Below are 18,907 nucleotides of genomic sequence, written 5' to 3'. Positions count from 1 at the left end.
CGGGAGCCGGTCCCGTTCTTTGTACCGCTACTCGGCTGCGCCGATCTCGGGCTCGCCCTGCGCGTGCCGGGCACGCAGCCACGGAATGAGACCGCCGACCAGCAGCATCTCAATCTGGCGGGTGGAGAGTTCGTGCCGCACCGCATAGGTCTCGTTGCGGGTGGTGTTGCGAACGAGAATCTCGGTGCCGTTGGCGAGCGCCTCCCGAATGCCATCGAGCACCAGGACGTCGTCACGCTGGATGCGATCGTGATCGGCGGCATCCGTGAATTGCAGCGCGAGCGCGCCGAAGTTCGCCAGGTTCTGCCAGTGGATGCGCGCGAATGACACCGCCAGCACCACCCGCAGGCCGAGGAATCGGGGCGTGATCGCGGCGTGCTCGCGGGATGACCCCTGCCCGTAGTTGGCACCGGCGACAATCATATGGCCGGTCGTGTCCCGGCTGAGCGCGGCGCGGGTCGGGTAGGTCGGGTCGACCTGATCAAAGGTGAATTCGGCAAGTTTGGGCACGTTGCTGCGAAACGGCAAGACACGCGCACCGGCCGGAAGAATCTCATCCGTTGAAATATCGTCGCCTACGATCAGCGCTACGGGCGCCTCAATACGCTCGGCGAGCGGGCCGAAGACCGGCAGGGATGAAATATTCTCGCCCTTGACCAGCGCGATGGTGAGCGATTCCACCGCCGGCAGCGGCGCCTCAAGCATGGTCAGGTTCACACTGGAGAACTCGGGCAGGACGATCTCGGGATAGTCCATACCGAACAAGTCGGCGAGGTCGCGCGGATCGGTGATTTTTCCGGTCAACGCGGCCGCAGCACCGGTTTCCGGCGAGCAGAGGTAGACCGAGTCCTCCTGGGTGCCCGAGCGACCCGGAAAGTTGCGCGGCATGGTGCGCAGGCTGATGCTGCCGTTGGCGGGTGCCTGCCCCATGCCGATGCAGCCCATGCAGCCGGACTGGTGCAGCCGCGCGCCGGCGCCGATTAGATCCAGCGTGGCGCCCATTTTGGTCAGGTCCTGCAGAATCTGGCGTGAACTCGGATTGACGTCAAGGCTCAGCCCGGGAAAGGACTGACGTCCCTTGGTGATCGCCGCGACGATCGCGAAGTCACGCAGACCAGGGTTAGCGGATGACCCGATCACCACCTGCTCGACCGGCCGGCCGGCGACCTCGCTTACCGGAACGACATTGCCCGGAGAACTCGGCAGCGCGATCAACGGCACGATCGTCGCGAGATCGATCTCCTCGTTCACGTCATAGGTCGCATCAGCGTCGGCGAGCAGTTCGACGAAGTCGTCCTGACGCGCCTCGGCGCGCAAGAATGTGCGAACCTGATCATCGGCGGGGAACACCGTAGTCGTTGCTCCGAGCTCTGCGCCCATATTGGCAATCACGTGCCGGTCCATCGCGGTCAGCGATGCCAGCCCCGGACCGTAGTACTCGACGATCCGGTTGACACCGCCCTTCACACCGTGGCGACGGAGCATTTCAAGGATGACGTCCTTGGCGCTCGTCCACGGCGGCAGTTGTCCGGTGAGACGAACCCCCCAGATTTCGGGCATGCGAATGTAGAGCGGTTCGCCGGCGATCGCCAGCGCGACCTCGGTGCCGCCAACGCCGATGGCGAGCATGCCGAGAGAGCCAGCCGCGGGGGTGTGGCTGTCCGAGCCGACCATGGTCTTGCCCGGGATGCCGAAGCGCTGCATATGCGTCGGGTGCGATACCCCGTTGCCGGCCTTGGAAAACCAGATGCCAAAGCGTTGGCAGGCAGAACGCAGAAAGTCATGGTCTTCGGCGTTCTTGCTGTCGGCCTGCAGCAGGTTGTGGTCGACATACTGCACGGAAACCTCTGTGCGTGCGTAATCCAGGCCGAGAGCTTCCAGCTCGAGCATGACCAGGGTGCCCGTTGCATCCTGGGTGAGGGTCTGGTCGATGCGGATGCCGATTTCGGTGCCGGGGATCATCTTTCCGACTATCAGGTGCGAGGAGATTAATTTCTGGGCGACGTTGTAGGCCATGCGGGCTCCCTTGCTTGTGTGCTGGTGGCTGCGTCGACAAGCACCAATCCACGCAACCCGCTGATCCTTAACCTATGCGATTGCGAGGCTGACGACCACTGTTTGGGGGCGTTTGGGCCAGAACCCAGTAGGTGTGGGCTGGCACGAGACCAAGTCCGGCTCCCATACGATAGACGGCGTGAGTAGTTACGCCCTGGTGCGCCCCGAACAGCGCACGCCGATCGCGCGATATCGGCATTCCCTTTGGCTGCTGACGCAGCGCGATCTTCGCGTGCGCTACTCCACCTCGGTACTCGGCTATTTCTGGTCCATCCTCGATCCGCTCGTGATGGCCGGAATCTACTGGTTCGTCTTCACCCAGGTATTTGACAAAAACGTCGGCAACGAGCCCTATATCGTGTTCCTGTTGGCCGCCCTGCTGCCCTGGATGTGGTTCAACGGGGCTGTCTCCGATTGCACGAGGGCATTTCTGCGCGAGGCCAAGCTCATCCGTTCCACCCGCATTCCCCGCACCATCTGGGTGAACCGCCTCGTGCTCTCCAAGGGCATCGAGTTTCTCGCTTCGATACCGGTACTGGTTCTCTTCGCCATTGTGTACGGCGCGCAAGTGCACATCGACGCGCTGTTCTTTCCCCTCGCCATCGTGATTCAGGCAGCGCTGACCGCGGGCGTCGGCCTGCTCGTCGCACCGCTCGTCGTGTTCTTTCGGGACCTGGAACGGGCCGTCAAACTCATCCTTCGATTTCTCTTCTACGCCTCCCCCATCATCTACAGCACCACCGATCTTCCGCCCGAACTGCAGTTCTGGGCTACTTTCAACCCACTGACCGGCATCTTCAGCCTCTACCGGGCAGCGTTTTTTCCGGAGCAACTCGACTGGTTCGCCGTTGCGATCAGCGTTGTCATGTCCCTGGTCTTTCTCGGGCTGGGGCTGCTGGTCTTCCGCCGCACCGAGCGCGCCGTTCTGAAGGAGATCTAGTGGTGAACCAGACAGCCGCGGTGCTGCCGGTGATTTCGCTAGTGGATGTCGGCATCCGCTTTCGCAGGAATCGTCGCGGTCGCCGCAATTTCAAGGACCTCTTCGGTGCCAGAAACCGGCGCAGCCGTCCGGGCGAATTCTGGGCCCTGCAGCACGTGAGCTTCACCGTGCAGCCGGGGGAAGCCATCGGTGTCGTCGGCCGCAATGGCCAGGGCAAGTCCACCCTGCTCAAACTCGTCACCGGAGTCGTACTTCCCGATACGGGAACGGTGCACGTGACCGAGGGCGTCGCACCGCTGATCGAGATCACCGGCGGATTCGTCGACGACCTGAGCGTACGCGACAACGTCTATCTCACTGCGGGATTGCACGGCATGACCCGCAAGCAAATTGCCGAACGCTTTGACGAGATCATCGACTTCGCCGAGATCGCCGATTTCATCGATACGCCGTACAAACATCTGTCCAGCGGCATGAAGGTGCGCATCGCTTTCGCCGTGATCTCCCGGTTGGAAGAACCGATTCTGCTGGTCGACGAGGTACTGGCCGTGGGAGATAAGGCCTTTCGGGAGAAGTGCTATCAGCGCATCGAAGAGCTTCTCGCCGGCGGCCGAACGCTGTTCATCGTGTCGCACAATGAGCGAGACCTGCGTCGGTTCTGCACCCGCGGCCTCTACCTCGACCGGGGCGATCTTGTGCTCGATGCCCCGATCACCGACGTGCTTGAGCGCTACAACGCGGACTACGCCGTCAAGCCCAAGGCCTGACCAGAAGCATCGTCAGCGAAAGTTGATGGCCAGGTAGGCGTCCCGGGTGGGCGGAAGCTGTTCGACCTCCAGGCCGATCACCAGCTCACTGAGTTCGAGTTGCAGTACGGCGGCGAGTCGAATGAGGGTGTACATCGTCGGGTTTCCATACCCCCGATCGATCCGGGCATAATTCGACACGTTGAGTCCGGCGAGCAGGGCCACCGACTCCTGATTGAAGCCAAGAGTCAGGCGCCGTTCGCGCAGACGGCGGCCAAGCAGTCTGGATGCTTCTGATTTCGGCTCGGGCATTCCTCAGTTGTAGCCGCCCGCCCCGGTCTTGACTAGCGGCTGGACAATTGCCCAGACGTGGTATTTGATGTCTTGCCGGAGTCGCCGCGCGGCACAGCGTGTGCCCCGGCGCACCACGTACACTCGACGAGACGGGCGAGGGGAAGGCGATCAATGGCCAGGAAAAGCACACCGATGCTGTCGTCGACCGGCGGGAATCCGCAGGGCGGCGCCCTACCGACCGGGTTTGTGAAGGGAATCGACCGGGTTCTGGCCATTCACCGGCCAGTCGTCCTGGCCCACATCCGCAGCATCCGTCGCCGCAATCCCCACGCCTCGCCGGAGCAGATCGTGCGCATCCTGGAGAAGCGCTATCTCGCGGCGGTCACCGCCGGGGGCGCAGCAGTGGGCGCGACCGCCGTCATTCCCGGGGTCGGCACGGGCGTGACCATCGCCCTGTCTGGCCTGGAGACCGCCGGCTTTCTCGAGGCGACGGCGCTGTTCACGCAGTCAGTCAGCGAGGTACACGGTATCGCCGTGGAGGATCCGGAGCGAGCCCGCGCCCTGGTCATGACCATGATGCTGGGCCGGGAGGGCAGCGATCTGGTGCGCCAGCTCGCTGGCCAGGTCACCGGTTCGGGCACGGCCCGCACCACCTACTGGGGCGAACTCATCACGAACAGCCTCCCCCGGGCGGTTTTGGGCCCCCTGACCGACCGGCTCAAGAGCGCTTTTCTGCGTCAGTTCGCCACCCGTGGCAGCGCCAGCCTGCTCGGCAAAGTCCTCCCGTTTGGCATCGGAGCGGTCATCGGCGGTGTCGGCAATCACATTCTGGGCAATAAGGTCATGCACGCGTCACGACTCGCGTTCGGCCCGCCGCCCACCGGGTTTCAGCCGGATTTGGACCCACGACTGCGGGAGATCCGAGTGCGGGAAACGCACCGGGGCAAGCCGGTGGCGGCCGGACCGGCCGAGCCTTTGGCATCCGCTTCGTGGCCGACTGCGCAGCCGCAGCAGCTCGAATCGCCGCCCGACCCCGCACGGGAGTAGCGCGTCGGTCGTGCTGGTGCTGCTCGCGCAACCCCAAGCCGCTCGCGCGCGCGGCCGGCCCGGCGCGCGAGCCACAATCGGGCGCCCGTGCAGCACAGCAGCGCGCAAGGCTCGCGGGGAGGCGCAACACCCAGTCAGAACCCGACGCTATAGCTCGTCGTCGGGGATCGTGGCGGGATCGGGCACAATGGGTGCATCGTGGCCGTGCACGGCCGCGAACCGATCCCATTCGTCCATGAGGTGCTGCACGGCCGTGTGCAGGCGCTCCGTTGCGACGCCGGGGGTGGTGTCGCCGAAATAGCGCTGCACCCAGCCCTGCAGTCGTTCGACCGCCGCGCCATCGTGGGTGAGCCGGTCGACGGCGGCCACGATGTCCCCGGCCTTCTCTGCGGGCAGCCACTCACAGTCAGAGAGATACCCGCTCGTATCGATCACGGCCGTCGGGTTTACCGGGCGGGTGATAATGAGCGGCTTGCCGGTGGCAAGACGGTCGTACACCATCGCCGAAATGTCGACGATGGCGACGTCAGCGGCGGCCAACTGCCAGCCCAGGTCTGGGCCGGAATCGTAGACGTGCTGCGCGCGCGGATCGCGGGCGTTCGCCGCGGCGATGGCGCTGATGATGGTCTTATTGGCGGCACCATAGAGGTGGTCGACAACGCCGCTGCGCGGGTGCGGACGATAGATGACCCGATGCGTTCCGGTGGCCAGCAGAGCGCTGACCAGCGCGACCCCGTGGGTGGCTACGGAGCCATAGGCGGCGGCGGCCCGATCGCCCTCCCAGGTGGGGGCGTAGAGCACGACCTGGCGTTCGTCGCGCGTGTACGGCAGTTCGCCGCTGAAATAGTCGGCCTGCGGGCGCCCGATTTTGATGGCGCGCTTGTCGAAGTCGTAGTCCCAGAGCACCCGGTCCAGTCGGGCCAGCGCGGCGTCCCCGGCGACGAAGGAGTAGTCGTAGGCCTTGAACTGGTTGGTGATCATATACATCTTGTCGCTCTCACCGTGGTTGATGAAAACGTGCCAGCAGCGCCCGTAGCGCATCATCTGAAAGTTGCGCGGGTTCTGGTTGACATAGAACACGATGCGGATGTCCTGCTCGGCGACGATCCGCTCGAGCTGCGGAACCGTGCGCGCGTAGGCGACCGGAACCGGCGACTCGTCCATGAGTTTGAGGGTGCCGCCGCCGGTGCGGCTGAGCACAAGCACCGGCCAGGTCTTGGCGAGGGTGGCGAGCGGCCGGTACCACTGCCGCATCTGGTACATGTTGACCGGCCCGTCAGCAAAGTAGACGGCGATCTTGAAGTGGTTGTCCTCGCGTATGTCCCGCGATTTCAGCGGGCCGCGCAGCGCGTGTTGCGCCTTGCGGGATGCCACAACATCCTTGACCAGCTTGACGGCACGCCTGACATCTTTCCGAATTACCACCGAATCAGCTTACCGTCCCTCAGATAATCGGCGGTCGCCCGGCGACGGTCATGCGCCAGATCGTGCGTGCTCGAAGCGGATGCCGCGGCCCCGGATCGCTGCGCCAGCCCTCGCGCCAGCCGCCGAACCAGGCGCGCAGGGCCGGCCGGTTGTTCGGGGCCCAGCGCAGCACCTGAATTGCCGTCCAGGCGCCGACATAGAGCGGCACCAACAGGGCTGGCAGGTTGCGACGGGCGAGCCAAACCCGATTGCGGGCATTCAGGCGATAGTAGTCGGCGTGCCGGGTCTGCAGGATCACCGGATGGTTGGCCACGAGGTCGCCGGCATACCAGGCGACCCGGCCCTGGTCCCAGACCCGCCAGGCCAGTTCGATGCCCTCGTGGGCGTAGAAGAACGGCTCGGCCCAGCCGCCGGTCGCGTCGAAGACGGCCCGCGGCAGCAACACGGCGCCCTCCCAGACCGAGAACACCGGTCCGGGCGTGGTGGCCTCTCCCTTGCGGATGCGCGGAATCCACCGCCGGGGCGATTCGACGCCGGTCGGGTCCTCGACCCGCGGCTGCAGCAGGCCGATCGTGGGGTCGGCGCGCAGCTTGCCGATCGCGTTGATCAGAAAGTTCGGGTCGGGAATGCTCGCATCGTCGTCGAGAAAGAACAGGTAGTCCCCGGTGACGAGCGACACCCCGCGATTGCGTCCGGCCGGAATGCCGAGGTTCGTCGGCAGCCCGAGCGATTGCACGCCGACGGGAAGGCCGGTCGGCTGCCAGCCGTTGCCGACACAGATTACGTCGAGGGTAACCCCCTGCTGGGCCAGCACCGAGCGGATTCCGCGGTCGAGGTCCTCCGGCCGGGTGCCCTGGGTGAGCACCACGACACCGACCGTCGGGGTACCGGAGCCAAAGCTAGGAACGGACACGCTTGGACGCCATAATGGCCACGAAATGACCGATGAGCGACAGAAATGCGAGCGGAACCAGGATGCTCAGCACGGCCCGGTCGACGATCGGCTGCCCGATCACCAGCCCAACGACGGCCGCGGCGAAGATGACCATGGTCAACTCGACGGAGTGGTACAGCCGGTGGAACGGCACAAAGCGGGCCAAGCGGCGCACCCGGGCGATCAGGCTCGACGTTGGCGTCTTCTCACCGTGGGTATCAGCGAGCTTGGTCAGGCCGGCGTTGGCGCGGGCGACGTGCACCATGTCGTTGAGCGCTTTGTTCAGCACGATGATCAGGGCGAGCAGCAGCGCGAGGCTGGTCCAGAGAAATTCCTCGGGCGACTCGAACGGGTACGCGGCTGCCCTAAAGCCGAGGGCAATGGGAATGAGCGACTCGGTGGAATAGTGCCCGACCTTGTCGAGAAACACCCCCGCGGGTGAGGACGTGCCGCGCCAGCGGGCGACTTCACCGTCGCAGCAATCGATCAGCATTTGCACCTGGCTGAGGGCGAGGGCCAGCAGTGCGCCCCAGATTCCGGGAATCAGCAGCGCTGCGGCGGTCGACCAGCCAGCCAGGATCATCAGAGCGGTCACACCGTTGGCGGAGATGCGGGTTTTCAGCAGCATCCAGGTCAGGTACGGCGACAGGTCCCGCAGGTAGAGGCTCGCGGTCCAGTGCTCAGCGTTAGCACGCAGGCGCACCTCCGGCGGCTGGGCGACGGCTCGGAGCTGGGCGATCGACTCCGGTCGGGCCGGCCGGTTGGGCGAGATGTGGGGCGAACTGGTCATCTGCTCACCTTCCCGTGTGTGCCGTGATGTTGCTGGTGAGCTTGAGATATCCGAGGACGAAGCCGATTCCCCAGCAGAAGTGAATGCACGGCAAGACTACGAGAAAATGCAGTCCTGCACGAAATCCGTCTGGTCGGGCCACCGCAAGAGTCGCGGCGACGACGATGAACAGGTACCCGGCCGGAACAATCAGGCCAAGGAGCAGCCACGGCGTTGCGCCGAGAGCCAGCTGCAGGAGCCCCCCGAGGCCGAGGAGCACCCCGAGAGTCACACCGAGCACCATGGCCGGCGGCACGAAATAACGGATGCCGTTGGCCGCCGGGTAGCGCCGCGCGAGTTCCCCGCGCCACAGCCCGGTCGACAGCATCTGCCGCGCCAATTGGGCCAGGGTCGGCCGGGGCCGGTAGAGCACCCGCAGCTTCGGCGTGAACCAGACCAGGCCACCGGCCTCGCGCAGCCGACGGTTGAGGTCCCAGTCCTGGCCGCGTTTCACACCCTCGTCGAAGAGACCGACGTCGAGGATGCTCTGGGTGCGAAAACAGCCCAGGTAGACCGTTTCGGCGGCCCCTTCCGCTCCGCCCACGTGGTGCGGTGTGCCGCCGAGGCCGATGCGGGTGCCGTAGGCACGGGCTACGGCCCGTTCAAAGGCGCTGATTCCGCGAGCATCCATGATGCCGCCGACGTTGTCGGCGCCGGTGCGTTCGAGCGTTTCAACCGCGACGCGGGCGTACTCGGGGGGCAACACCGAGTGAGCGTCCACGCGAATGACGACCGCATATTGGGACGCGCGAATGGCCGTGTTCAGGCCGGCCGGAGTCGACCCCACGTCGTTGGCCACGACACGAATGCGAGCATCTACGGCGGCCATTTCCTCGACCAGTTCGGTCGTTCCGTCGATGCTCGGTCCGAGTGCCAGGGTGACCTCGAACGGTCCCTGGTAGTCCTGCCCCAGCAGGCTCTCGACTGCAGCTCGCACGTGTGTCGCCTCGTTCAGCACGGGCATCACGTACGAGACCCCGGGCAGAAATCCCGTACTACCTTGGTGCACCTGGCTGGCCAGCTTTCCGATAAGGGGGTAGGACGATCGAGCCTACCAGCCCGGCAATTCGCCACGCACCGACGTTCCGTCACCCGCCTGCAGACGAACACATCGCGTCGCCGGCGAGCCGGCGACGCGATGTGCAGTGCAGGAAGGAGCGGGGCTTAGCTGGTCAGCTCGCCGACCGTGACCGAGACGGTGAACGACTTGCCGTCTCGCACATAGGTGAGGTCAGCGGTTCCACCGGCCGGGAGTACCCGCACCTGGGCGGTGAGGTCGATCGCGTCGGTGATCGGCACACCGTTGAAGTTGGTGATCACGTCGTCGGCTTGCAGGCCGGCCTGTTCGGCCGCACCACCGGAGCTGGCTTCGACGATGAGGGCGCCCACCGTGCTGCTGGTCGAGCTCGACGCGTCTCTGACGCTCGCACCGAGCAGGCCGTGCGTGGCCGTTCCATTGGCGATGATCTCATCGGAGATGCGCTGGGCGAAGTTCGACGGGATCGAGAATCCCACGCCGATGCTTCCGGCCGCCGACGACGCGGTCGTGCTGCCGGCGCTCGCGATGGCCACGTTGATGCCGATCAACTCACCGGCGTCATTCAGCAGGGCGCCACCGGAGTTACCGGGGTTGATGGCGGCATCCGTTTGAATCACGGGGAGGGAGATGCTCGCGGTGGCACCCTGGGAGCCCTGCGACTGTTCGCCGTTCTGGTTGGGGAAGTCGAAGAAGAACGGGTTCTGGCTGTCGCCCTCGTCGGGTACCGTCTGGTCGGGCGAGCTCGGTGCGGCCGAGCTTGCGACGGTGATGCTGCGGTTGAGGGCGCTGACGATGCCGTCAGTGACCGTGCCGGACAGGCCGAGGGGGGCGCCGATGGCGATGGCGCTATCGCCGACGTTGAGCTCAGAGGAGTCACCCCAGGTGATCGGGGTCAGGCCGCTGGCGTCGGTCAGTTTGATGACGGCGAGGTCGGAGATGGGGTCGGTGCCGACGAGCGTAGCGGTGTACAGCTTGCCGTCGTTGCTCTTGACCTCGATCGTGACGTCCGAGGCGGCCCCGTCGAGCGTGACGACATGGGTGTTGGTGAGCACGTAGCCGTCTTCGGTGAGGATGACCCCTGAGCCGGTACCGCCCGAGGAGCCATTGGCGACATCGATGGTCACGACGCTCGGCGAGGCCTTCGCTGCGACAGCGGTGATCTGATTGACGCTCGTGGAGTCATTGACCACGACGTTGCTCGGGCCGGAGGCTTCGCTGACCCGGACTCCGTTGCTCTGATTGCTCATCATCAGAGCGGTGATGCCGGCACCGGAAGATCCGCCGACCAGGGCGCCGATGGCGAGGGCGGCGATGAGCGCGACGCTGCCCTTGCGGCGACCGGATTCCTTGGTCTTGCCGGCCGTGAACGGCTGCCCGGGGTAGGAATTAGCGGTGGCGTAGTCCTGCGGGGCGACGCTGGGGGCGTAGGCAGAGGCCGTGGCGGTCTCGACGGGGCGACCGAAGGCATCCGTCGGGTAAGTGGAGGTCGGGTTCGCGGCCGGGTAGCCGGTCTCAGTCGCGGCAGGCTGGGTCGGTGCGTTGACGACCGGCACGGCGGGCTCGGAATTCGTCGGCGGGGCGGTCGGGGCCGAGGGTGCGGCCGGCGCTTCGGTGGGTGGCACCGGCGGTACCGTGGGCGGAGTAGCCTCGCCGGACTCATTCACGGCAAAGGCTGCTGCGTCATCAGCCGGATCGGGGGTGGTGCCAGAATCTTTATTGTTGTCGGTCATCGGGTGCTCCTTCCAAGCGTTGCCAGCTTTGCGCCCGAACCTGAACGTTCGGTATGTACGGCCTGAGAGCATTCAATGATCAAGCCGAGACCTTGCCGAGGCGATAGTTTGGAGCCCATGCAGGACTCTTTCCACACAGAACATACCCCGATCGTCTCGGGTGCCTGGCGACGCACAGCCCGCGGGGCCGGGCTCCTCGCGGAAGACGGCAGCGTTGCAGCGAGTATATTCGCCGAGATGAGCGCGCTCGCCGCGCGCACCGGTGCCATCAATCTCGGACAGGGATTTCCGGATGAAGACGGACCGGCCGAGGTTCTCGAGGCCGCCCGCCAGGCGATCAGCGACGGGGTGAACCAATATCCGCCTGGGCGCGGCCAGCCAGTCCTCCTCGAGGCGATTGCCCGGCACCAGCAGCGGTTCTACGGGCTGACGCTCGACCCCGGCAGTGAGATTCTGGTCACGGCCGGCGCAACCGAGGCGCTTGCGGCAACCATTCTGGCGCTGATCGAACCGGGTGACGAGGTCGTGACCTTCGAGCCGTTCTACGATGCCTACGGCGGACTGATCGGCCTGGGTGGCGGCATCCATCGAACGGTTCCGCTGCGTGCTCCCGACTTCCAGCCCGACCTCGACGCCCTGCGCGCCGCCGTGACCGATCGCACCCGACTGATCATCGTGAACGATCCGCACAACCCGACCGGCGCGATATTTCCCCGGGAGACTTTGGAGCTGATTGTCAAGCTCGCGCACCAGCACGACGCGTTGATCGTCACGGATGAGGTGTACGAACACCTCACTTTCGGGGCGCCACACATTCCGATCGCGACGCTGCCGGGGGCGTGGGAGCGCACGGTCACCATTTCATCCGGAGGCAAGACGTTCAGCCTGACCGGCTGGAAGGTGGGGTGGCTGAGTGCACCCGCCAAAATCGTGACCGCCATTCTCGCGGTCAAGCAGTTTCTCACCTATGTCAACGCGGCGCCGTTTCAGCCGGCCATCGCGGTGGGGCTCGACTTGCCGGACGCGTATTTTGCGCACATCGCCGCCGAGATGAAGGGCAAGCGCGATGTCCTGGCCACGGGGCTTCGCGCGGCCGGATTCGGCATCAGTGTGCCGCAGGGCTCGTATTTCATCGTGGCGGACGCGACGCCGCTCGGTTTCACCGACGGCGCCGAACTCTGCCGTCGGCTCCCCGAACTGGCCGGGGTGGTCGCGGTGCCGATTGCGGCGTTCTGCTCCCCCACGCACCGGGCCGAATATGCGCCGCTCGTGCGGTTCGCCTACTGCAAGAAGGTCGGTCTGCTCGAGCAAGCCTCGGCGCAGTTGGCCGCATTTAACCCACGCTAAGTTTCGCGAGAGCGCAAAAAGTGCCCGATTGAGAGTGTCAATCGGGCACTTTTTGCGCTCTCGCGGGGTAGTTAGGAAGCTAAGGCGGGGTAGTCGGTGTAGTCGGTGTAGTCGGTGTAGCCGCGGGCGCCGTCGGCGTAGTAGGTGAGCGGGTTGGGCTCGTTGACCGGCAGGTCCTCCTGCCAGCGACGCAGCAGGTCGGGGTTTGCGATGGCCGCGCGACCGACCACGACGGCGTCCGCGACGTCGTCACGAACCAGGGCGAGGGCTTCGTCGCGCGAGGTGATCACGCCGAATCCGCTGTTCACCAGGAAGTTTCCACCGAAGCGCGCCCGCAGGTGTTGCACGAACTCCCCGGCCGGGTCGGCGTGCAGCACGCTCAGGTAAGCCAGGCCCAGCGGGGCGATCCCGCCGAGGAGGGCGCCATAGGTGGCCGCGAGGTCGTCGGCATCCGTTTCGAGGGCATCCTGAATGTTGTGCTCGGGCGAGATGCGCAGGCCCACCTTGCCGGCACCGATCGCCGCGGCGACCGCCGTGACAACGTCGATCACGAAACGGGCACGATTCTCGGGCGACCCGCCGAAGGAGTCGCCCCGCACGTTGGAGGCCGGCGAGAGGAATTCGTGCAACAGGTAGCCGTTGGCGCCGTGCACCTCCACGCCGTCGAATCCGGCCGCGATGGCGTTCTTCGACGCGCGCACGAAGTCCTCGATAATGCCGGGCAACTCCTCGGCGGTCAGTGCGTGGGGCACGGGAAAGTCCTGCTTGCCGTCGTAGGTGCGGGTACTTCCGGTGATGGCGATCGCGCTGGGCCCAACGACGCGGTAGCCGCCGGTGGTGGCTTCGTGCGTGACCCGACCGGCGTGCATGACCTGGGCGACGATGCGTCCGCCGGCGGCGTGCACGGAGTCGGTCACGGCCTGCCAGCCTGCGAGCTGCTCCGGTTCAACCAGACCGGGCTGGCCGGGAAAGCCCTGGCCGGCGTGGCTCGGGTAGGTGCCCTCGCTCACGATCAGGCCGAGTGTGGCTCGCTGCGTGTAGTGCAGGGCCACCAGCTCGCCGGGGACCCCAGACTGGCCAGAACGGATGCGGGTCAGCGGCGCCATCACGAGGCGGTTGGGCAGCTGCAGGTCGCCGAGGGTCAGCGGGGAAAAGAGGTTCACGGGTACTTCTTTCTGAAAATAACGAGTCAGCCGGTCAGTCAGATCGACAGGTCCAGGGAGGACGGGCGAGCGGTCGTCGCTCTTCGCCCGTAGGCGGCAACGGCCGCGGCGCACTCGATATTCCTGCCTGTTAATTGGCTCAACGCGTGCGCTTCCTGCGCGTTGAGATTTCGTGCCCCATCTTTGTCAGGGCTGGGAGCAATCCGGCGCGGTCTGCGCACCGAACTATGCACATGAGCATCTTGATGACCCGACCAACGAGCAGAAGCCTCTCCGTCGCGACCGCCCTTGATACTCCGGTGCCGCGGCCGAAGCCCGGCCCGCGCCCGGCGCAACCCGTGCCGGCACCGATCCCCAAGCCGGCCGCCCAGCCCCGACCGGCACCCCCGGCGACCGTGCTGGGCTACAGCCCCTTCGCGCTCGACCCGGATGCGCGTCATTTTGGACTGACGACCAGTTCGATGCGACTGCGCGGCGGCACCGTCGTCGTGCGGCACGGGCGCCGCACGACCAGCCAGACCGCGACCATTCTGCTGCACGGTGCTGCCGGATCCTGGACGACCTGGACGCCCCTGCTGCAGGCGGCCCACGCCACCGAACGTGATCTGCCCGATCTGATCATTCCCGACCTGCCAGGATGGGGCGACTCGCCGCTTCCCGCGGATGAAGCAAGCCTGACCGTCGAGTCGATGGCCGAGACAGTCGCCGAGGTGGCGCGCGCCCTCGGCTATGAGCGGTGGAACGTCGTGGGTCATTCCATGGGAGGGTTCATCGCGTTGCAGCTGGCGGCGAGCGAGACGCGGGCGACAGCCTCCGTCGGTCTGGTCTCGGCCACGTCGTTTTCAATCCAGGACAGCGTGCGCCACCCGATTCGCCACTTCTTCGTGTTGCCGGCGTTCACCACGCTGCTGCTGACGATGCGGATGCTGCGGCTGGGCGGCAGCGCCAGCCGTAGCCTGATCACGGCCCTCGCCCGACTGAATCTACTGCGCGGCCTCGTTGCGCCGCTGTTTCGCCGCCCCGGAATCATCGACGGGGCCGTGGTCGCCGCGATCGGAACCGAACTGCGTCCAGCCGGGTTCGTGCTGGCCGCTGTCCGCGCCGGCGCCTACGACGCAACCCGGCGGTGGGCTCAGATCGTGTGCCCGGTGCGCGCCGTGCACGGTGACGACGACGTGTTCGTCACTGCGGCCGACGACGCGAAGCTGCGCGAGGTTGTGCCCCAGTGTGTGATCAGCACGATTGCGGGAGCCGGGCATTTCGGTCAGATCGAACGCCCGCTCGAAGTGCTGCTCCGGCTCGAATTCGCCGCTCCGCTGCCGGTCGACCCCGCCACGACGTGACAATGCGCTGGGCACTTGCTGAACTGCTTGTATTTGTCCCCCAAACGGAGGACACTGATTAGCAGTACCCGGCTCCACGCTAAAGTGCAGGCTTCGCTTTCAATCGTTACTGCGCCAATGTTTCAACACCCTCCTCTTCTCGCTGCGGGCAGCACGACCGACCGAAGGTAGCACTCATGGGCTCGCTCACGTATGACCGCGTCGTCGTGGAATTCGAAGACCGAATGTTGGCACATCTGCAACTCGTGATCGTTCAGAAACTGCGCCGCGGTGAGAGCTTTCTGCTCTCTTGGCGCGACGCCGCAGTGGTTGGCGACGGGCGGAGTTCGGCTTGGCTGCACCCGGCAATCCCGCTCTATTTCAAGTTCGCCGGTGGCCATGCCCCGACCATCAATCCGAACTGGGTCGCTCAGCTCACCCGTTCGGCTAACAGCTCCCAGGGGCTCGTCGTGACCGCCGAAGAGAGTGCGGCCGTCGACTCCAACCACACACCCAAGATTGAACCGGCCATCGGCATTCGGGCGGCCGCCCAGACCCGCGCGACCAAGGCGAGCGTCAGCGAACGCTAGCCGGGTCAGCGCCGTCAGAATCAGCGCGGCACTACGGCGAACCGGCGCAGCGCCAGGGCCGGGTTGATCGCGCGCACCGTTGCAACGCGGGCCGGTTCCAGAAAGGCGATCGCGACATCCGCTGCCTCACCAAGACTCACCAACGCAACGCCCATCGGGTCGATGATCAGGCTCGTACCCACGCCGATCGGCGGCGTGTGATCGGCGGCGGCCACGAACACGGTGTTCTCGAGCGCCCGGGCCGTCAGCAGCGTGCGCCAATGGTGCTCCTTGAGGGGACCGCGCACCCACTCGGCCGGCACCAGCACCAGGGTCACTCCGGCATCGACGAGGCGACGGGTTACTTCGGGAAAGCGAACGTCGTAACAGGTCTGCAGGCCCACCCGCAGTCCACCGACCTCGAAGATCTCGGGATCGTCGATGTCCCCCGGCAGCACCCAGTCGGATTCGCGATCGCCGAAGGCGTCGTACAGGTGCAGTTTGCGATAGCTCGCGACGAGGCGTCCGGTCGGATCGACGGCAACGAGGGTGTTCGAAAACCGGGCCGGGTCCTCCGTCGTCTCGAGCATGCCGGCGACAACGTGGATGCCCAGCTCGGCTGCGAGCGCGGCGAGCGCCGTCCCGAACGGGCCATCGAGAGGCTCCGCGGCGGCCACGAAGGCCGGCCCGAGTTTGGGCTCGAAGAAGGCCGAGTACTCCGGGAACACGACCAGGTGGGCACCACGCCGGGCTGCGGTCGTGGCCAGCTGGCGAATCACGGCCCGGTTCTGCGCTTTATCGGCCCCCGGCGCGAACTGGGCGACGGCAACGCCCACCGCGGTTGGCTGGTCTGGCTGCGCTGTTGGGCTCATGGCAAAAGCCTAGCTGGCGGCCGATGCCGACACGGTGGGGCAAACGGATTGGTCTTTGCGGCAAATTCGGGGCGTTTCGATGGCTACCGTTAACAATTGCTGGGTAGGTTGACCGGGTGACCTCCGCTATCGCGCCTCATCCCCTGGCTTCTCGCGCGCTGGCCCGACCCGATTTCACCCTCCGGTCAACCGGATGGTCAACCTTTCTCGTGGGTCTCGTCGCCTTCGTCGTGTCGGTCGCTTGGTCCTGGCAGCCGTCGTACTGGGGCGATGAAGCGGCCAGTGTGATGTCCGCCGAGCGCTCACTGCCCTCACTGTTTCTGATGCTCGGCAACATCGATGCGGTGCACGGCGCCTACTACCTGTTTCTACACGGCTGGATTGACCTGTTCGGCGCCTCCGAGTTCTCCACTCGGCTGCCGAGCGCGATCGCGATCGGCGCTGCCGCCGCCGGCACCGTCGTTCTGGCCGAAAAATTCATCTCCCGCCCGGCCGCGATCGGCGCCGGCCTGATCTTCGCCGTGCTGCCCCGGGTGACTTACATGGGGTCTGAGGCGCGATCGACGGCGATCGCGACGGCGATCGGCGTGTGGCTGACCGTGCTGCTGGTGCTCGCGGTGCGCAGCCGCACCGCGAGTCGCCGACGGCAGATCGCCCTGTGGGGTGGCTACTCCCTGCTGCTCGCATTGGGAATGTACGTCTTCCTTTACCTGGCCCTGCTGCTTCCGGTACATGCCGTGGCGGTCGTGGCGCTGGCCCGCCGGCATCCGCTTCGCCGACCCACTGCCCGACTCTGGTGGAGCCTGGCACTCTGGCTGGGGGCAAGCCTGCTCGGGCTGCTGCTGGCCCTGCCCATTCTGCTCGCGGGCTCAGCCCAGCGGGAGCAGATCGCGTTCATCGGCCGCCGCCCAAGGGTCACCGTCTCGGAAGCCGCGGTCATGCAGTGGTTCGACACCGTTCCGGTCGCGATCATGGCCTGGGCGCTCATTATCGTGGCCGTAATGGCCGTATTTTTTCGGCTCCGCGGCACGCACTATCAGGCTGGTCTGCCCAGCCGCGGTGCGCTGAGCATTTTCCTGGCCTGGATGCTGCTGCCGAGCGGCATCCTCTTGATCGGCAACGAGTTAGTCACCCCCATGTACTCGACGCGCTACCTGTCGATCTGTGCCCCGGCGGTGGCCATCGTGATCGCCGTGGGGCTGGCCGCTCTGGCCAATAATTGGCTGCGCGCCGCAAGCGTTGCCCTGCTCGTGGCCACCATCGTGCCCGCCTACACCGTGCAACGCGGTGAATTCGGCAAGAACGAGGGCAGCGACTGGCGTCAGGCGGCGGCCGTGCTGGCCGCCGAGGCGCTGCCCGGCGACGGCGTCGTCTTCGACCAGAGCGTGCGCCCGTCGCGCATTCCGCGGCTGGCCATGCACCTCTACCCCGAGGCGTTCGCCGGCCTGCACGACGTGACATTGACCCGCGCCTACAGCGACACGGCCTGGCTCTGGGACGAAGTAGCCCCGCTGCCCGACGCGCTTCCGGCCGTAGCGAACCTCAACACGGTCTGGCTGCTGCAATACTCGGGGAGTGCGGACTGGCGGCAAGAAACGGATGTCCGCACGCTGCAACTGCAAGGATTCCGCGTCGACGAGACGACGCTGGTCAACCGCACCATCATTATTGAAATGACGAGGTAAGCCAGTGCCCCTGAACTCCGCAGCCACCACGCTGGTCATCATTCCCACCTACAACGAGGCCGAGAACGTGGCCAGCATTGTTGGACGCGTTCGCTCGAGCGTCCCCGCGGCGCACATTTTGGTCGTCGACGACGCCTCCCCCGACGGCACCGGCAGCCTCGCCGATCAGCTTGCCGTCTCGGATTCGGCCGTACACGTTCTGCATCGCACCGACAAGACCGGCCTCGGCGCCGCCTACCTCGAGGGTTTCGGCTGGGCGCTCAGCCACGGCTATACCCAGCTTGTGCAACTCGACGCCGATGGATCCCACCGGCCGGAGCAACTCGCCAGTCTGCTGACCGCGGCCGAAACGGCCGACGTGGTGCTGGGATCGCGCTGGGTACCGGGTGGGGCCATCGAGAATTGGCCCTGGCATCGACGCGCGCTCTCCCGCGGCGGGTCCTTCTACTCCCGGATACTGCTGCGACTGCCCCAACGCGACGCCACCGGCGGTTACCGGGTGTATTCGGCCCGCGCCCTGTCACGCATGGACCTCTCCAGCGTCGACAGCCTCGGCTACTGCTTTCAGATCGAGATGCTGCTGCACGCCGTGCGCGCCGACCTGCGCGTCGTCGAGGTGCCAATCACCTTCGTCGAGCGGGTACGCGGGTCGTCGAAGATGAGCCCGCGCATCGCGATCGAGGCGATGGCCCGGGTGACGCTCTGGGGTGTGACAGGCATGGGCATCAGCCGAGCTGGCGCGCGCGCAGCTGCCGCAGCCCGCGGAGCCTGACTCCCAACGAATTTCGTTGCGGACCTGTGTGCGCAACAGCAACAGCGGACGACCGCCGTGGAAGAGTTGTGCCAGCCGGACAACGACGGGTTTTCGTCACATTCGGGTGTTTGAGTCAGTTTGACTATATGATGGATC

The 18,907-nt window shown here is 65.9% G+C and carries 17 protein-coding genes; 8 read left to right on the top strand and 9 right to left on the bottom strand.

Features of this window, described 5'->3' with window-relative positions; genetic code table 11:
- Positions 1-27: 27 nt before the first annotated feature.
- The gene (locus E3T46_RS04395) at positions 28-2,016 is read right to left on the bottom strand and encodes an aconitate hydratase (RefSeq protein WP_134577596.1); all 1,989 of its coding nucleotides are present in this window, start codon (positions 2,014-2,016) and stop codon (positions 28-30) included.
- A 178-nt stretch (positions 2,017-2,194) separates the two neighbouring features.
- Between E3T46_RS04395 and E3T46_RS04390 the strand changes: the two genes are divergently transcribed.
- Positions 2,195-2,995 (top strand): ABC transporter permease, encoded by an 801-nt coding sequence (locus E3T46_RS04390; RefSeq protein WP_241980447.1) that lies wholly within the window; start codon positions 2,195-2,197, stop codon positions 2,993-2,995.
- Between the two features lie 20 nt (positions 2,996-3,015).
- Complete coding sequence (locus E3T46_RS04385) at positions 3,016-3,762, top strand: ABC transporter ATP-binding protein (protein WP_134442722.1); 747 nt, start codon at positions 3,016-3,018, stop codon at positions 3,760-3,762.
- A 12-nt stretch (positions 3,763-3,774) separates the two neighbouring features.
- Here E3T46_RS04385 and E3T46_RS04380 read toward each other — a convergent pair whose 3' ends face one another.
- The gene (locus tag E3T46_RS04380) at positions 3,775-4,053 is read right to left on the bottom strand and encodes a helix-turn-helix transcriptional regulator (protein ID WP_092450179.1); all 279 of its coding nucleotides are present in this window, start codon (positions 4,051-4,053) and stop codon (positions 3,775-3,777) included.
- Between the two features lie 174 nt (positions 4,054-4,227).
- Between E3T46_RS04380 and E3T46_RS04375 the strand changes: the two genes are divergently transcribed.
- A complete protein-coding gene (locus tag E3T46_RS04375; protein WP_241980464.1) occupies positions 4,228-5,082 on the top strand; it encodes a low temperature viability 1 family protein in 855 nt (284 codons plus the stop codon).
- 147 nt (positions 5,083-5,229) lie between these two features.
- Here E3T46_RS04375 and E3T46_RS04370 read toward each other — a convergent pair whose 3' ends face one another.
- The 5 genes from E3T46_RS04370 to E3T46_RS04350 all read right to left on the bottom strand — a co-directional run bounded on the left by E3T46_RS04370 (position 5,230) and on the right by E3T46_RS04350 (position 11,039).
- Positions 5,230-6,507, bottom strand: a complete 1,278-nt coding sequence (locus E3T46_RS04370; protein ID WP_134577595.1) for a CDP-glycerol glycerophosphotransferase family protein — start codon at positions 6,505-6,507, stop codon at positions 5,230-5,232.
- Positions 6,508-6,526: 19 nt separating this feature from the next.
- Positions 6,527-7,420 carry a glycosyltransferase gene (locus E3T46_RS04365; protein ID WP_134577594.1) on the bottom strand — a complete coding sequence of 298 codons (894 nt, stop codon included), beginning with the start codon at positions 7,418-7,420 and terminating at the stop codon, positions 6,527-6,529.
- On the bottom strand, positions 7,407-8,231 hold the full coding sequence (locus E3T46_RS04360) for a CDP-alcohol phosphatidyltransferase family protein (protein ID WP_134577593.1): 825 nt from the start codon (positions 8,229-8,231) through the stop codon (positions 7,407-7,409). The genes E3T46_RS04365 and E3T46_RS04360 overlap by 14 nt, the downstream gene beginning before the upstream one ends.
- A gap of 4 nt (positions 8,232-8,235) precedes the next feature.
- Positions 8,236-9,279 (bottom strand): glycosyltransferase family 2 protein, encoded by a 1,044-nt coding sequence (locus E3T46_RS04355; protein WP_277870917.1) that lies wholly within the window; start codon positions 9,277-9,279, stop codon positions 8,236-8,238.
- Positions 9,280-9,434: 155 nt separating this feature from the next.
- Positions 9,435-11,039, bottom strand: a complete 1,605-nt coding sequence (locus tag E3T46_RS04350; RefSeq protein WP_134577592.1) for a trypsin-like peptidase domain-containing protein — start codon at positions 11,037-11,039, stop codon at positions 9,435-9,437.
- 117 nt (positions 11,040-11,156) lie between these two features.
- On the opposite strand from E3T46_RS04350, the gene E3T46_RS04345 reads away from it, so the two are divergent.
- Positions 11,157-12,386, top strand: coding sequence for an aminotransferase class I/II-fold pyridoxal phosphate-dependent enzyme (locus tag E3T46_RS04345; protein WP_134577591.1), 1,230 nt, complete (start codon positions 11,157-11,159; stop codon positions 12,384-12,386).
- A gap of 71 nt (positions 12,387-12,457) precedes the next feature.
- Here the strand turns inward: E3T46_RS04345 and E3T46_RS04340 are convergent, their stop codons facing one another.
- On the bottom strand, positions 12,458-13,549 hold the full coding sequence (locus E3T46_RS04340; protein ID WP_134577590.1) for an alkene reductase: 1,092 nt from the start codon (positions 13,547-13,549) through the stop codon (positions 12,458-12,460).
- 233 nt (positions 13,550-13,782) lie between these two features.
- Between E3T46_RS04340 and E3T46_RS04335 the strand changes: the two genes are divergently transcribed.
- Positions 13,783-14,892, top strand: coding sequence for an alpha/beta hydrolase (locus E3T46_RS04335; RefSeq protein ID WP_166790168.1), 1,110 nt, complete (start codon positions 13,783-13,785; stop codon positions 14,890-14,892).
- A 176-nt stretch (positions 14,893-15,068) separates the two neighbouring features.
- Entirely contained in the window at positions 15,069-15,461 is a 393-nt protein-coding gene (locus tag E3T46_RS04330) for an ATP-dependent DNA ligase (RefSeq protein ID WP_241980446.1), read from the top strand.
- A 20-nt stretch (positions 15,462-15,481) separates the two neighbouring features.
- Here E3T46_RS04330 and E3T46_RS04325 read toward each other — a convergent pair whose 3' ends face one another.
- On the bottom strand, positions 15,482-16,312 hold the full coding sequence (locus E3T46_RS04325) for a carbon-nitrogen hydrolase family protein (protein ID WP_134577588.1): 831 nt from the start codon (positions 16,310-16,312) through the stop codon (positions 15,482-15,484).
- A 116-nt stretch (positions 16,313-16,428) separates the two neighbouring features.
- Here E3T46_RS04325 and E3T46_RS04320 point away from each other — a divergent pair, with 116 nt between their 5' ends.
- Positions 16,429-17,997 (top strand): glycosyltransferase family 39 protein, encoded by a 1,569-nt coding sequence (locus tag E3T46_RS04320; protein WP_134577587.1) that lies wholly within the window; start codon positions 16,429-16,431, stop codon positions 17,995-17,997.
- A 4-nt stretch (positions 17,998-18,001) separates the two neighbouring features.
- Positions 18,002-18,769: a polyprenol monophosphomannose synthase gene (locus E3T46_RS04315; protein ID WP_134442663.1), complete on the top strand. Its 768-nt coding sequence runs from the start codon at positions 18,002-18,004 to the stop codon at positions 18,767-18,769.
- Positions 18,770-18,907: the final 138 nt, after the last annotated feature.

It is taken from the genome of Cryobacterium sp. Hh11 (genome assembly GCF_004404045.1).
GTDB lineage: Bacteria > Actinomycetota > Actinomycetes > Actinomycetales > Microbacteriaceae > Cryobacterium > Cryobacterium levicorallinum.
This window is presented reverse-complemented; position numbering and strand designations above follow the sequence as displayed.